At 64.0% G+C, this 15,193-nt stretch carries 13 protein-coding genes; 11 read left to right on the top strand and 2 right to left on the bottom strand.

Annotation, left to right across the window (positions count from 1 at the left end):
- Window positions 1-11: 11 nt before the first annotated feature.
- Window positions 12-1,241, bottom strand: coding sequence for an ABC transporter substrate-binding protein (locus tag FJ942_RS24400; protein ID WP_140899213.1), 1,230 nt, complete (start codon window positions 1,239-1,241; stop codon window positions 12-14).
- A 107-nt stretch (window positions 1,242-1,348) separates the two neighbouring features.
- Between FJ942_RS24400 and FJ942_RS24405 the strand changes: the two genes are divergently transcribed.
- Both FJ942_RS24405 and FJ942_RS24410 read left to right on the top strand, forming a co-directional pair.
- The gene (locus tag FJ942_RS24405) at window positions 1,349-2,233 is read left to right on the top strand and encodes a MurR/RpiR family transcriptional regulator (RefSeq protein ID WP_140515002.1); all 885 of its coding nucleotides are present in this window, start codon (window positions 1,349-1,351) and stop codon (window positions 2,231-2,233) included.
- Window positions 2,230-3,561 carry an aspartate aminotransferase family protein gene (locus FJ942_RS24410; RefSeq protein WP_140899215.1) on the top strand — a complete coding sequence of 444 codons (1,332 nt, stop codon included), beginning with the start codon at window positions 2,230-2,232 and terminating at the stop codon, window positions 3,559-3,561. Before FJ942_RS24405 ends, FJ942_RS24410 begins: the two co-directional genes overlap by 4 nt.
- A 41-nt stretch (window positions 3,562-3,602) precedes the next feature.
- Here the strand turns inward: FJ942_RS24410 and FJ942_RS24415 are convergent, their stop codons facing one another.
- The gene (locus FJ942_RS24415) at window positions 3,603-4,628 is read right to left on the bottom strand and encodes a substrate-binding domain-containing protein (RefSeq protein ID WP_140899217.1); all 1,026 of its coding nucleotides are present in this window, start codon (window positions 4,626-4,628) and stop codon (window positions 3,603-3,605) included.
- Window positions 4,629-4,864: 236 nt separating this feature from the next.
- Here FJ942_RS24415 and FJ942_RS24420 point away from each other — a divergent pair, with 236 nt between their 5' ends.
- From FJ942_RS24420 to FJ942_RS24460, 9 genes are all read left to right on the top strand, one after another.
- The gene (locus FJ942_RS24420) at window positions 4,865-5,665 is read left to right on the top strand and encodes an inositol monophosphatase family protein (RefSeq protein ID WP_181168461.1); all 801 of its coding nucleotides are present in this window, start codon (window positions 4,865-4,867) and stop codon (window positions 5,663-5,665) included.
- Window positions 5,666-5,700: 35 nt separating this feature from the next.
- Window positions 5,701-6,747, top strand: coding sequence for an ABC transporter substrate-binding protein (locus FJ942_RS24425; protein ID WP_140498400.1), 1,047 nt, complete (start codon window positions 5,701-5,703; stop codon window positions 6,745-6,747).
- A gap of 78 nt (window positions 6,748-6,825) precedes the next feature.
- Entirely contained in the window at window positions 6,826-9,036 is a 2,211-nt protein-coding gene (locus FJ942_RS24430) for an iron ABC transporter permease (RefSeq protein ID WP_246679891.1), read from the top strand.
- Between the two features lie 12 nt (window positions 9,037-9,048).
- Window positions 9,049-10,158, top strand: a complete 1,110-nt coding sequence (locus FJ942_RS24435) for an ABC transporter ATP-binding protein (RefSeq protein WP_140899219.1) — start codon at window positions 9,049-9,051, stop codon at window positions 10,156-10,158.
- Between the two features lie 238 nt (window positions 10,159-10,396).
- The gene (locus tag FJ942_RS24440) at window positions 10,397-11,605 is read left to right on the top strand and encodes an ABC transporter substrate-binding protein (RefSeq protein ID WP_140498402.1); all 1,209 of its coding nucleotides are present in this window, start codon (window positions 10,397-10,399) and stop codon (window positions 11,603-11,605) included.
- Entirely contained in the window at window positions 11,602-12,402 is an 801-nt protein-coding gene (locus FJ942_RS24445; RefSeq protein WP_181170023.1) for an ABC transporter ATP-binding protein, read from the top strand. The genes FJ942_RS24440 and FJ942_RS24445 overlap by 4 nt, the downstream gene beginning before the upstream one ends.
- Window positions 12,395-13,099: an ABC transporter ATP-binding protein gene (locus tag FJ942_RS24450; RefSeq protein ID WP_140552372.1), complete on the top strand. Its 705-nt coding sequence runs from the start codon at window positions 12,395-12,397 to the stop codon at window positions 13,097-13,099. The genes FJ942_RS24445 and FJ942_RS24450 overlap by 8 nt, the downstream gene beginning before the upstream one ends.
- Before the next feature lie 7 nt (window positions 13,100-13,106).
- Window positions 13,107-13,994, top strand: a complete 888-nt coding sequence (locus FJ942_RS24455) for a branched-chain amino acid ABC transporter permease (RefSeq protein ID WP_140514993.1) — start codon at window positions 13,107-13,109, stop codon at window positions 13,992-13,994.
- Between the two features lies 1 nt (window position 13,995).
- Window positions 13,996-14,973 (top strand): branched-chain amino acid ABC transporter permease, encoded by a 978-nt coding sequence (locus tag FJ942_RS24460; RefSeq protein WP_140665561.1) that lies wholly within the window; start codon window positions 13,996-13,998, stop codon window positions 14,971-14,973.
- Window positions 14,974-15,193: the final 220 nt, after the last annotated feature.

The following is a 15,193-nucleotide window of genomic DNA, read 5'->3' on the forward strand; positions in this document are numbered from 1 at the left end:
CGGCGTGCCGTTCATTTGCTGGGCATGACCTTGTCGGTGGTGGCCCACTTCTTCGGATAGACGATCGCAGCATCCTCCGGCGCCTGGTTCACGGCCGTGTATTGGATGATCGTGAACGGCACGTCGACGAACTGATGGAAAGCCCAGTCGGGAGATTTGGTGGTCGGGAAGGTGTAGGTGGCGTTCACCCCTTCATATTTGATCTCTTCCAGTGCCTTCACGATCGCCGCGCGGTCAGCCGAGCCTGCCTTCTTGATCGCTTCGACGACGACACCGAACGTGTCATAGGCCTCCATGGCCACGCCGGTCGGTGCCCTATTGTAGCGTTCGGTGAACGCCTTCACGAATGCTTTGGCCTTGTCGTTCCATTGCGACTTGGGCTGCGCGACGTTGACGATGAGAAGATTGTTGGCGCATTCGCCGTCGACTTCCCACACTTCCTTCTGCAGCAGACCCGAGGAGCCGATGAGGGCCGTTTCGGCAGTCGGTGCGAGGCCGAGCTGGCAGGCCTGCTTGACCAGCTGATACTGCGCCTGTCCGGCGATCACCATCTGGATCGCATCAGGCTTCGGGCTCTGGTTCATCAGGCGCAGCAGCGCGGGCGTGAAATCCTGCTGGTTCAGGTCGATCGTTGCCAGCGTATAGGGGACGTTCTTGGCCTTCAGCTCATCGGCGATGACCTTGGCCCCGCCCTGGCCGAAGTCCGTGTTTTCGGCGATGATGGCGATGTTCTTGAAACCTTGCTCGACCGTCCAGTCGGCTGCCTTAACGTAAACGAGCGAGTTGGCCGGAGCGAGACGATAGACTTCCGGATACTGCTTGGCCGTGATGGCATCCGCCCATACGTCTGTACCGACCCAGGCGACGCCGTATTTGTGCGCCTCCTCGATTTCTGCGAGGGCGACCGAGGAATGGAATTCGCCGAAGATCGCGGCGACGTTGTCCTTGGTGATGAGTCGAACCGCCGCCGCGCTGCCGTCGGCCGGCTGCCCTTTGGTGTCCTCGTAGCTCACCTTCAGCTGACGGCCGAGCACGCCGCCGGCCTTGTTGACCTCGTCAACACCGAGCTGCACCGCCCATTGCATCTCCTGGCCGCCGGAATAGTTGCCGGGCGGGGACAGCGGCCCCACCCAGCCTAGCGCGATTGGATCCTCGGCCAGAGCCGGTGCGGCTGCGAACGGCAAGGAAGCCAGCGCGAGTGCCGCCAGCGCTCCCAAATGACTGGATATGGTCTGTTTCATGCGAATTTCCCCTGTTCTTGTTTTCTGATTGAATGAAACACTACGCTCATTTCTGGCAGATTGAAATATTCATTGCAGCTCGTCAACGGCCGGCGTAAATTCGCGCCATGTTGGAACCCGCCTTCCGCTCGCGCCTGCTCGAGAGTTTCGAGACGATGCCGCGCCAGCTTCGCGCGGCAGCGCAATGGGTGCTCGACAATCCGCGTGACGTTGCCCTCCTGTCGATGCGCGTCCAGGCGCAGCGCGCCGGGGTGACCCCGGCATCGATGACGCGGCTTGCCCAGCGCATGGGCTTCGACGGCTACGATAGCCTGCGCGACCTCTACGCCGAGCAACTTCGCCGCGGCGAGAAGGAGTTCTTGGGCAAGGCCGAAGCATTGATGGCGCGGCGGAAGCGCGGAGGAGACGGCGCGCTGGCCTTCGAGCTGGCCGAAACGCTCGAGCGCCATATGGCGAAGCTTTGCGATCCGGCGACGCTGGAGGCGGTGACCCGGGCAGCCTCGGTGCTGGCAGGCGCCAAGCGCATCTATGCGCTGGGCTATCGGTCGAGCTACCCCGTCGCCTGCCATTTCGCCTACGTCTATGGCCTCGCCGGCGGCGCGGTGCGTCTGCTTGACGGCGTCGGCGGAACCGGACCTGATCCTTTGTGGGAAGCGGGAGCGGGCGACGTGCTTTTGGCGATCAGCGTCAAGCCCTATACGCGCGCCGCCGTCGAACTCGTCGATTATGCACGCAGCCGCGCGCTCGAAATCGTGGCGATTACCGACAGCGTGGTCTCGCCGCTCGTCAACCGGGCGGGCGCCGTCATCATCGTGCCAACCGAGAGCCCGTCCTTTTTCCACACCATGGCGCCGGCCTTTGCCATCGCCGAAACGCTGGCCGCGATCCTGGCGGCCGCCGCCGGCGATCGCGCGCTGGCCGCCATGCGCGACGTCGAACGTCAGTTCGACACCCTTTCCACCCATATCTACGAAACCAGGCAACGGTCATGACGCATATCCTCCATCGCCAGATCCACCACGACTATCCCGTTGCCGTCGGCGGCGATGGCGTCACCGTCATCGACAGCAAGGGACGCCGCTATATCGACGCCTCCGGCGGTGCGGCCGTCTCATGTCTTGGCCATCAGCATCCGGCTGTTCTTGCCGCGATGCATGCCGAACTCGACCGGCTCGCCTATGCGCATAGCAGCTTCTTCACCACCCGGCCGGCGGAGGAACTGGCGGACGAACTTGCCGCTCACGCGCCGGGCGATCTTCATCACGTCTATTTCGTCTCCGGCGGATCGGAAGGCATCGAGACCGCCCTGAAGATGGCGCGGCAATATTTCGTCGAGCGCGGCGAGCCGCAGCGCCGCCGCTTCGTGGCCCGTCAGCAGAGCTATCATGGCAATACGCTGGGCGCGCTTTCGGTGGGAGGCAACCCCTGGCGCAAGGCGCCGTTCGAGCCCATGCTGATCGAAAACCATCATATCGAACCATGCTATGCCTATCGGCATCAGCGGCCGGATGAAGGCAGCGAGGCCTACGGGCTGCGCGCCGCCGATGCGCTTGAGACGAAGCTGCAGGAACTCGGGCCGGAAACGGTCATTGCTTTTGTCGCAGAGACAGTGGTTGGAGCGACTCTCGGCGCCGTGCCACCCGCACCCGGTTATTTCAGGCGCATCCGCGAGATTTGCGATCTCCACGGCGTGCTGCTCATCCTCGACGAAGTCATGTGCGGCATGGGTCGTACCGGAACACTGCATGCCTGCGACCAGGAAGGCGTCGCACCCGACATCATGGTGATCGCCAAAGGGCTCGGCGGCGGCTATGCCCCGCTCGGGGCGGTGCTGGCATCCGACCGGATATTCGATGCTTTTTCGCAAGGCAGCGACTTCCAGCACGGTCACACCTATATCGGTCATCCGCTCGCCTGTGCGGCCGGCCTCGCCGTGCAGCGGGTCATCGAGCGTGATGGTCTGCTTGCCAATGTCGCGGCGCGAGGCGCCACGCTCGAACGACGGCTGCGTGAGCGCTTCGGCAACCATCACCATGTCGGGGACATTCGCGGGCGCGGCCTTTTCCAGGGCATCGAACTTGTCGCGGATCGCTCGGCCAAGGCCCCGTTCGATCCGCGCCTGAAGGTCCATGCCCGGATAAAATCGGAAGCGATGCAGCGGGGGTTGATGGTTTATCCGATGGGCGGCACCGTCGATGGGCGGGCCGGCGATCACGTCCTGCTTGCACCGCCATTCATCGTCGACGACGGCACGGTCGATATTATCGTCGACCGTTTGGGCGACGCCGTCGATGCCGCGATCGGCAGCATTGCGATCTAGCGCATGAGACGCTCACCGACCGGACTCTGGTCCAATCGGCATCAGCCCCGACCTGGCCTCACAGTGCCGCGCCAGACCATCGGCGCGTGGCAGGTCAGGCGACTGCCGGCGCCTGCTTCCTCGCGCGAACCGGCGGCCAGTCGCACGGCGTGCGTGGCGATCTCCTCAATCGGCGGCGCAAAGGTCGTCAGCCGGTAGGAAGCCCAGTCAGCCTGCTCGATGTCGTCGAAGCCGGCGACGCAGAGATCGCGCGGGACGTCGACGCCGAACTCGTGGCGCGCCGCGTCCAGAAAACCGCAGGCGATCAGGTCGGTCACGCAGAACGCCGCATCCGGTCGCTGCCGGCCCGACAGCAGGCGCCTTGCGCCTTCTGCCCCAGTCGCATAACCCGTGCGGCCCTCGCGCCACTGGATCACCTCCAGCCGTTCCTTCCGCGCCGCGGCAAGAAACGCCGTCTCGCGCGCCACCAGACTGGGCGTGCCGGCTGCCGACGTCACCAGGGCAGGCCTGGTGCAACCGGCACGAAGAAAGGCGTGAAGTGCCGCCTCGGCGGCGGCGGCGTTGTCCACGCCGATGTTATGCGGCCCGTCGAACTGGTCGTCGCGATTGATCAGGATCAGGCGCTGCCCGTTCTCGAGGCAGGTTCGGATCAGCTCCTGCGGCGGCGTGCCGGACAGCACGATCGTCGCATCGGCACGGTAGTTCAGCGTGTTGCGCAGCGCCTGGTCGACATGGTGGCTGGGGCCCGACGTGTTGAAAACCATGGCCACTTTGCCGGCATCCCTCAGATGCTGTGTCAGCGCCCGCAGGATACGGGCTTGGTAGGGCGTGTCGCCATCGGCGACGACAAGGCAGACGATGCCCGTCGATGCCCGCATCAGGCCGCGCGCCAGGTGGTTGACGTGATAGCCGAGCTGCTCGGCCGCCAGCAGCACCCGCTCCCGGGTTTCTTCCGAAACGCTGGCGCCGGGCGTGAACGTGCGTGACACGGCCGAGCGCGAAACGCCGGCAAGCTCCGCGACTTGCTGGGCACTGGAAAAGCCATTACGGCCTCTTGGCGTCGTCATGCACACTCCCACTGCCGTTTACCGATTCCTTGCACGCACGTGCAGCATAGCGCAAGCCGGTCACAGGTGTCACCGCCGCCCTTGACACACATGCGTAAATGAAACAGCTTTGCACAGCCGTGCATGAAGCCGGCGCCGGAGGCTACCTTGCCCATTTCTTCGCAGACCGCATCGGAGCTGCCATTGCCTGGACGGACAGCGTGAACAGCATGGCGGTGCAGCCGAAACCGAGCCGGATGTCCGAAGCCGAACTCGACAGGCGCGCCGATGTTTGCCGGCAACTGCTCTTGTCGTCGGGAAACATGGCGATGCAGGGCTACAGCCAAATCGACGCAGCGCAGCCTGTGGAGATGAAGGGGCCGCAGGATTTCCTGACCGAGACCGACGGCAAGGTCGAGCATCACATCCGTACGACGTTGGCCGCGGCCTTTCCCGAGGACGGGTTTTTGGGCGAGGAAACCGGCGGCAGCGGCGGCTCTGATCGCATGTGGGTCGTCGACCCGATCGACGGTACGGCGAATTTCATGCGCGGCATTCCGCATTTCTGCGTTTCGATCGCCTTCGTTCAGGACGGCCGCAGCGAGATCGGCGGGATCGCCAATCCGGCGATCGGGGAGGTCTATTTTGCCCGCCGCGGGCACGGTGCGACGCGCAACGGCGCGGCGATCCATGTTTCGCGCACCCAGGCCTTCGACCGCGCCTCCGTGGAGTTCGGCTGGTCGCCGCGGATTCCCAACCGCGACTATCTGGACAAGGTGGCCCTGGTCTGGTCGCTGGGCGCCAATGTGCGCCGCTCCGGTTCGGGGGCGCTCGGCCTTGCCTATGTGGCCGACGGCCGCTCGGATGCCTATGCCGAGCTTCATATCAATGCATGGGACTGCCTGGCCGGATTGCTGCTGGTCGAGGAAGCCGGCGGGCGCGTCAACCGCTTTCTCGACGGCGACGGCATGGCGAAGGGCAATCCGGTGCTTGCTGCGGCGCCGGGTGTGGCGGCGAGATTGTCCCAGGTGATCGGAGTGCCGCTCGACGACGAATAACCAATTCCAGAGAGCATGAAAGGGAGGAATTATCGATGAAAGGTCCATTTGATCGCAGACAAGGCAGGACGTGGCTTGGCCTTGCGGTGCTGGCCATTTTCGGTCTGGCCGGCGGCGCCCATGCGGCGGATCGCAACCTCGTGATGTATTGCGGCGTCGACGAAGCCTGGTGCCGGGCCATGGCCACGACCTACCAGAAGGAAACCGGCGTCAGCGTCGACATGACCCGCATGAGCGCCGGCGAGATCTATGCGCGCCTGCGGGCCGAGAAGGACAATCCGCAAGCCGACATCTGGTGGGGCGGCACCGGCGACCCGCATCTTCAGGCGGCGGAAGAAGGTCTCACCCAGGAATACAAGTCGCCGCAGCTGGCGAACCTGCGCGACTGGGCTTTGAGGCAGGCTGAACGCGCCAAGAACCGCACCGTCGGCATCTATCTCGGCGCGCTTGGCTACGGCTACAACGAGGAAGACCTGAAACAGCGCGGCCTGACGGCGCCGGCCTGCTGGGCGGATCTGGTCAAGCCCGATTTCCAGGGCGAGATCGAGATGGCCGACCCCAATTCCTCGGGTACCGCCTGGACGATGCTGGCGACAATCGTGCAACTGATGGGCGAGGACAAGGCTTTCGACTATCTCAAGCAGCTCAACAAGAACATCGCCGAATACACCAAGGCGGGCGCCGCACCCGCGCTCGCCGTGGGCAAGGGCGAGACGCTGGTCGGCATTTCCTTCCAGCACGACGTCATCAACGCCGCCAAGCAGAACCCGGCCGTCAAGGTGGTCTCGCCCTGTGAAGGCACCGGCTTCGAGATCGGGTCGATGAGCATTGTTGCCGGGGCCAAGCATATCGACGAGGCGCGGAAATTCTACGACTGGGCGCTGACGCCAGACGCGCAGAAACTTGCGGCTCCGAACGGCAGCTACCAGATCCCGTCGAACACCGGCACCCCGGTGCCGCCCGAGGCGCCGGACCTCAGCAAGATCAAGCTGATCGACTATGACTTCGCCAAATATGGATCGTCAGCGGAGCGCAAGCGGCTGTTGAAGAAATTCACCGATGAGGTCCGCAACGGCGGCTGATCTGGTCCGTACGGCCGATCCGCCGGCTGGCTGCGGGGCAGCCGGCGCAACCCCGACCATACCAAAGGAAGATGTCGAATGGCACGGGCTTCGCCCTATCCCATGGCCAATGACCTCCCGGGGCGCAGTGCCGCCGGATGGCTGGCGCTGGCATGGGCGAGCTTCATTGTGCTGCCATGGTACCAAGTCGAAGGCGGCTTGCTTTCCTTTGACTGGCTGGCGCGTCCGGCAGAGGCGGCACCAGCCATCCTGCTGTCGCTGAACGGTCGGCTCTGGCTGCTTCCCTTGATCCTGCCACTTCTCCTGGCAAGCTGGCTCGTCGCGCGCCGGAACCTCCCCGGCCTGGCGACGGCGGGCGCTGCCGGTCTCGCCTGGCTGGCGATCGAGGGTTTTTCCATCATCCATTCGGGTTGGGGATTTGCCTGGCTCGGGCATCTCGCCAGTACGCCGGGGCCGGTGCAGCCGGGTCTCGGCTGGGGTGCCGTGCTGTACGCGGTGACGATGCTGATGTTCATCGCCGAGGCGCTGGCCGCGCGTGGCTGGTGCAAGGGCGACCGTTTTGTCGTCGGCTCGCTGCTGATCGTGATCGCTTCGCTGATCCTGTTCGTGGCTTATCCGCTGTTGTCGATCCTCGCTTCCGCCATCGAGGACAATGACGGCAATATCGTGCCGGCTCTGTTTGCCGAAAAGCTGTTCAGTGCCAACATCTGGAGCCTGCGCTGCCTCTACGACGACGGTTCCTGCGGCGTGGCGTGGAATACGGTGGCGATCGCGGTGCTGGTGGGTTTCTTCTGCACGGCGCTAGGCCTGGCGCTGGCGCTGATTGCGTTGCGCACCAGGCTGCCTGCCAAATGGCTGCTGCGCGACCTCTCCATCCTGCCGATCATCACGCCCCCTTTCGTCATCGGCCTGGCGCTGATCCTGTTGTTCGGTCGGGCCGGCATCGTCACCAATCTTTTGTCCGAACATCTCGGTATTCCGCGCAGCCGCTGGATCTACGGCATGGCCGGGATCACCATCGCGCAAGTGCTGGCCTTCACGCCGATCGCTTTCCTGGTCCTGGCCGGCGTGCTGCAGGGCGTCAGCCCGAGCATGGAGGAGGCCTCGCAGACCTTGCGCGCCAGCCGTTGGCGCACTTTCAGCACAATCACCTGGCCGCTGATCCGCCCGGGGCTGGCCAGCGCCTTCCTGATCTCGTTCATCGAGAGCATGGCCGACTTTGCCAACCCGCTGGTGCTGGGCGGCAACTTCAACGTGCTGTCGACGGACATCTTCTTTGCGGTGGTGGGCGCTGCGCATGATCAAGGCCGTGCGGCGGTGCTGGCGATCGTGCTTCTGGGATTCACGCTCGCCGCTTTCGTCATCCAGCGCCGCTGGATCGGCAGCCGCAGCTACGTCACCGTCGCGGGCAAGGGCGATGGCGGTGTGCCGGCCACGCTGCCCAAGGGCTTGCGCATCGGCTGCTACGCCGCCGTCGTTCCCTGGTTGCTTCTGACCGTCGTGGTCTATGGCATCATCCTGGGCGGCGGCTTCGTGCAATCGATCGGCCGCGACAACACGCCGACGCTCGAATATTTCCTCACCGCTTTCTCCGTCGAGAAAGGCGTCAATGGCTGGTTCCTGAGCGGGTCGGCCTGGCCGTCGCTGCTGATGACCATCGGCCTTGCGCTGGTGGCGATGCCGTTCACCGCCGCGCTCGGCATCCTGACCGCCTATCTGCTCGACCGGCAGCATTTCGCCGGGCGCACGATGTTCGAATTCCTCGCCATGATGAGCTTTGCCATTCCCGGCACCGTCGTCGGCGTCAGCTATATCCTCGCCTTCAACGTGCCGCCGGTGCAACTGACCGGCACCGGACTGATCATCGTCATCTCGTTCATCTTCCGCAACATGCCGGTTGCGATCCGTGCGGGCCTCGCCAATCTTGGGCAGATCGACAAGAGCCTGGACGAGGCATCGCTGACACTGGGGGCGCGTTCCTTCGCCACCTTGCGGCGGGTGATCCTGCCGATCCTGAAGCCGGCTATCGTGACCGCGATGATCTACAGTTTCGTGCGTGCGGTCACAGCGGTCAGCGCCGTCATCTTCCTGGCGACCGGCCGCTTCAATCTCGCCACCGTCTATATTGTCGGGCGAGCCGATGTCGGCGAATACGGCATCGCCATCGTCTATTCGGCGGTGCTGATCGTCGTCATGATGACCATTCTGATCGGCATCCAGCTGCTGGTCGGGGAACGCCGGCTTGGCCGGCGCCGGGCCGAAGCGCAAGCCGTCGTGGCACCAATCTGATCGGAGAAGCGTATGGATCAAACGGCGAAGAACGCTGCCCCCGGCGTGGTGGACAGACCGGCAGTGCGTTTCGAGGGCGTCACGAAGAAATACGGCGCCGTCACTGCCGTCGACAATGTCAGCTTCGACATCGCACCGGCCAGCCTGGTGACGCTGCTGGGACCCTCCGGCTGCGGCAAGACGACGACGCTCAGGCTGATTGCCGGGCTTGAGCACGCAAGCCACGGGCGCATCGTAATCGACGGCAAGGACGTCACCTTGCTGTCAGCCGCAGAGCGCGACGTCAGCATGGTCTTCCAGTCCTATGCGCTGTTCCCGCACATGAACGTCATGGAAAATGTCGGCTACGGCCTGCGGGCGACGGGGCTCGGCAAGGTTGAGGCCGCAGGGCGCGCCGCCGAGAAGCTGGCACAGGTCGGCCTGTCCGGCTACGAGAAGCGCCAGCCGAGCGAACTTTCGGGCGGCCAGCAGCAGCGCGTGGCCGTGGCGCGCGCCATCGTGCTGGAGCCGAAGGTGCTTTTGTTCGACGAGCCGCTGTCCAATCTCGATGCCAAGCTGCGCCGGCGCGTACGCGATGAGATCCGCGGTCTTCAGCAGGACCTCGCGCTGGCCGTGGTCTATGTGACGCATGACCAGGAGGAGGCGCTGGCCGTGTCCGATCGCATCATCGTCATGAACGCTGCCCGCGTCGCCCAGGACGGAACCCCGCGCGACCTCTACAACGAACCCAGGAACTCTTTCATCGCCGATTTCATGGGCGACGCCAACCTGCTCGATGTCGAGGTTCTCGCCAGCAATGGGACGAATGCCGAGGTAAAGGTCGGGCCGCTGCGGCTCGACATGCGGCATCGCGGCATCGCGGCGGGGCCGGCGGTGCTGGCCGTCCGGCCGAATGCCGTGCGCCTCGTCGCCGGCCAGCCGGCAGCCGGCGGGATGAGAGGGCGCGTGGTCAAGAGTTCTTATCTCGGCGACCACATGGAATACCGCGTCGCGATAAACGATCCGGCGGTCGAGCTGTTTGCGACGTCGCCGGTCGTCACACCCGCCCTGCCGGAAGGCAGCGTCGTCGCGGTCGATTTCGATCCGGCAAAGATCGTGCTGATAGCGCGCGACAAGTCCTAGCCAGCAGCGGACACCGCTACCGGTGCGCCTGATACGAAAATAGTGGTTCTCGACGTTCGATGTCGATGTTACGAATCTCTGTGCATTCCGAATGTGCGCTTGTGACCATGTGTCCGGGCAATTTGGAACTGTGGCGAGCACAGGACGTATTCTTCACGCGGGACCAGACGGTACACTCGAAGCCGTCACAGGGCCGCAATGGGCGTTTTCGACAGTGGCCACAAGGGAGGAAATACCAGTGAAAGCATCCTATCTCATCTCAGCCGCGCTGCTTGTGGGTACCGCGATGCCAGCGGCGGCAGCCGAAATTTCCGACGGCAAGGTCAAGATCGGCATCCTCAACGACCAGTCGGGTGTCTATGCCGATTTCGGCGGCAAATGGTCCGTCGAGGCGGCCAAGATGGCTGTCGAGGATTTCGGCGGCAAGGTCCAGAATGCGCCTATCGAGGTCATCAGCGCCGACCACCAGAACAAGCCGGACATCGCCTCCAACATAGCGCGCCAGTGGTACGACACCGAGCAGGTCGATGCCATAATGGAACTGACCACCTCCTCGGTGGCGCTCGCCGTGCAGGGACTTTCCAAGGAAAAGAAGAAGATCGACATCGTCACCGGCGCGGCTGCGACCGACCTGACCGGCAAGCAGTGCTCGCCCTATGGTTTCCATTGGGCCTACGACACCCATTCCCAGGCCGTCGGCACAGGCGGTGCCCTGGTGCAGCAAGGCGGCGACAGCTGGTATTTCATCACCGTCGACTACGCCTTCGGCTATTCGCTCGAGGAGCAGACCGCCAAGCTCGTCAAGGATCGCGGCGGCAAGGTGCTTGGTGAAGTGCGCTATCCGCTCGGCTCGACCGACTACTCATCCTTCCTGCTGCAGGCGCAATCCTCCGGCGCCAAGATCGTCGGCCTTGCCAATGCCGGTCTCGACACTTCCAACTCGATCAAGCAGGCGGCCGAATTCGGCATCGTCGCCGGCGGCCAGCGGCTCGCGGCACTTCTGTTCACGCTGGCCGAAGTGCATGGCCTTGGCTTGCAGGCGGCCCAGGGCGTCGTGCTGACCGAAGGCTATTACTGGGATCGCGACGACAAGAGCCGCGAGTTCGCCAACCGCTTCTTCAAACGCACCGGCAGGATGCCGAACATGATCCAGGCCGGGACGTATTCGGCGGTGTCGCAGTATCTCAAGGCCATCGACAAGGCCGGCACCGACGAAACCGAAGCGGTGGCCAAGGAATTGCATTCGATGCCGGTCAATGACGTCTTTACCGCCAACGGCAAGGTGCAGGCCGACGGCTCCATGGTGCACGACATGTACCTCTATCAGGTCAAGAAGCCCGAGGAGAGCAAGAAGGATTGGGACTACTACACCTATCTTGCAACCATTCCGGGCGACCAGGCCTTCATGAAGGCCACGGATAGCGGCTGCCCGCTCGTCAGCAAGTGACGACGGCAACCGCCGCGGCCGTCAGGCCTGACGGCGATGGAGCCGTGCCGCGGGTGGTGCTTTCCGCCCGCGGCCTCAGGCGCGATTTCGCCGGGTTCGTTGCGGTGAAGGATGTCGATCTCAACGTTCATCACGGCAGGATTCACGCCTTGATCGGACCCAACGGCGCCGGCAAGACCACGATCTTCAATCTTTTGACCAAGTTCCTGCAGCCGACCAGCGGCACGATTGAACTGCTCGGCACCGACATAACCCGGACACCGCCGGCCAAGGTGGCGCGGATGGGCCTCGTGCGCTCGTTCCAGATATCGGCGATCTTTCCGCATCTGAGCGTGCTCGACAATGTGCGCGTCGCGCTGCAGCGGCCAGGCGGGCTGGGTTTCCAGTTCTGGCGCCCGCTTTCGGCGCTCGACCAACTGACGCCGCGGGCGCGCGAGCTTCTCGGCACGGTCGGCCTCGACGACGCGGCGCACCGGCTCGCCGGCGATCTCTCCTATGGCCGCAAGCGCGTGCTCGAGATCGCCACCACGCTGGCGCTCGATCCAAAGGTGCTGCTGCTCGACGAGCCGATGGCCGGCATGGGGCACGAGGATGTCAGCATGATCTCCGGGATCATCCGCGCCTTGGCCCGCGATCGGGCCGTGCTCATGGTGGAGCACAATCTGACCGTCGTTGCCGATCTTTGCGACTGGATCACCGTGATGCAGCGCGGCAAGGTGCTCGCCGCGGGCGACTATCCGACGGTCAGCCAGGATGAACGCGTCCGGATAGCCTATATGGGAACCGAGCATGAGTGAGCCGCTGCTTGCCGTGCGCGATCTCCATGCCTGGTACGGCGAGGGCCACGCGCTGCACGGCGTCGACCTCGATGTGTTCCGCGGCGAAACCGTGACGCTGCTTGGCCGCAACGGCGTCGGCAAGACCACGACGCTGCGCGCCATCATGGGGCTGATCCGCAAGCGCACCGGCAGTGTCGTCTTCAACGGCAACGACTTGATCGGCCTGCCCTTGCACCGTGTCGCCCACCAAGGCATCGGTTTCGTTCCCGAGGAGCGCGGCATTTTCGCCACGCTGACAGTCGACGAGAACCTGATCCTGCCGCCGGTGGTGGCCAAGGGCGGCATGAGCGTCGAGGAGATCTTCGAGCTCTTTCCCAACCTGAAGGAGCGCCGCAACAGCCCGGGCACCAGGCTATCCGGCGGCGAGCAGCAGATGCTGGCGATCGCCCGCATCCTGAGGACGGGTGTCCGGATGCTGCTCCTCGACGAGCCGACCGAAGGCCTGGCGCCGGTCATCGTCCAGCGCATCGGCGAATTGCTTGCGACGTTGAAAAAGCGCGGCATGACGATCCTGCTCGTGGAGCAGAATTTCCGTTTCGCCGCCCGCATTGCCGACCGCTTCTACCTGATGGAGCACGGCAAGGTGCTGAGCGGGTTTCCGGTCGGCGAACTGGCCGCCCACGACGCTCAACTTCACGAGGTGCTCGGAGTATGATCGCGCCATGACGATGATCTTCGGCATCCCCATCCAGGCCTTTCTCGGGCAGCTGCTGGTCGGGCTGATCAACGGTTCCTTCTATGCGATGCTGAGCCTTGGCCTCGCCGTCATCTTCGGCCTGCTGCGCATCATCAATTTCGCCCACGGCGCGCTCTACATGCTGGGCGCCTTCATCGGTTATCTGCTGCTTGTCCATCTCGGCATCGGCTATTGGCCGGCGCTGATCCTGGTGCCGCTCGCCGTCGGGCTGTTCGGCATTGCGGTCGAGCGTGCAGCGCTCTCGCGGCTCTACCAGCTCGACCCTCTCTACGGCCTGCTCTTCACTTTCGGCCTGGCCTTGGTCATCGAGGGCGTCTTCCGTTATTATTACGGCGTCTCGGGAAATCCCTATGCGGTGCCGGCGCTACTTGCGGGCGGCACCAATCTCGGCTTCATGTTCCTGCCCAACTATCGCGGCTGGGTGGTGCTGGCATCGCTTCTCGTCTGCCTGGGCACATGGCTTTTGATCGAGAAGACCAGGCTTGGCTCCTATCTGCGCGCCGCGACCGAAAATCCAGAACTGGTCCAGGCTTTCGGCGTCAACGTGCCACTGCTTTTGACACTCACCTATGGACTGGGTGCGGCACTTGCCGGTCTTGCCGGGATCCTGGCGGCTCCCGTCTACCAGGTCAGTCCGCTGATGGGGTCGGATCTGATCATCGTCGTCTTCGCCGTCGTCGTGGTCGGCGGCATGGGCTCGATCCTGGGCGCCATCGTCACCGGCTACATGCTCGGCCTCGCCGAGGGCCTAACCAAGGTGTTCTATCCCGAGGCGTCGAACCTTGTCGTCTTCGTCATCATGGCGATCGTGCTTCTACTGCGGCCGGCCGGCCTGTTCGGAAGGGACGCCTGAGATGAGTGAGCTGACGCTTCACGAAAAGCGCGCCGCGGCCTCCGTGCGGCTGGAACGCGCGCTGGTGGCGCTGGCGGTATTGGCGCTCATCGCCGCGCCGTTCTTCGTCTACCCGTTCTTCCTTATGAAGATGCTGTGCTTTGCGCTGTTTGCCTGCGCCTTCAACCTGTTGCTCGGCTACACCGGCCTGTTGTCCTTCGGCCACGCGACCTTCTTCGGCGGCGCCGCCTATTTCTGCGCGCATGCCGTCAAGGTATGGGGCTGGCCGCCGGAGGCAGGCATTCTGCTGGGTACCGCCGGCGCGGCCCTGCTCGGGCTGGTCATGGGCTTCTTCGCCATCCGCCGGCAAGGCATCTATTTCGCCATGATCACGCTGGCGCTGGCGCAGATGTTCTTCTTCTTCTGCGTGCAGGCACCGTTCACGCAAGGCGAGGATGGCATCCAGGGCGTTCCGCGCGGCAACCTCTTCGGCATCATCGATTTGAACGCTACGGTCAACATGTACTATGTCGTATTGGCCATCTTCCTGATCGGCGTCTTCGCCATTTGGCGGATCGTCAACTCGCCGTTCGGCATGATCCTGCGCTCGATCCGCGAGAACGAGAACCGCGCCATCTCGCTCGGCTATTCCGTCGCCAGGTATAAACTCGCCGCTTTCGTGATGTCGGCCGCGCTAGCCGGGCTTGCCGGCGCGGTCAAGGCAATCGTGTTCCAGTTCGCGACGCTCACCGACGTGACATGGCAGATGTCGGGCGAGGTGATCCTGATGTCGCTGCTTGGCGGCATCGGTACCATGGTCGGGCCGGTCGTCGGCGCCGGCTTCGTCGTCGGCCTTGAAAACACACTCGCCACCTCAGGCTTTCCGGTGACCATCGCCACCGGCCTGATATTCATGGTCTGCGTGCTCGTCTTCCGGCGCGGCATCGTCGGCGAATTCCATGCGCGGCTGCCCAGGCCGGCGGACGGTGCAAGTGGTTGATATTCATCCCGTGGCCGATCTCCCTGCTGTCTCCAGCCATGTGGTGGGCAGTCCAGTGAGCAACCGGGAATGCAGCCTGGATGTTTATCGAAGCGCCTGCTTTACAGGCAGGTTTGGTAGCGCTACCGTCTCCGTATCGCGTGACCACATGAAGGTTGGAGGGCCGTCGCCGGGAGAGGTCAGCGGTTCCTTCGAAGAGACGTCGCGGGAATCGTTCGGG

The organism is Mesorhizobium sp. B2-4-2, from assembly GCF_006442845.1.
In the GTDB taxonomy this organism is placed as follows: Bacteria; Pseudomonadota; Alphaproteobacteria; order Rhizobiales; family Rhizobiaceae; genus Mesorhizobium.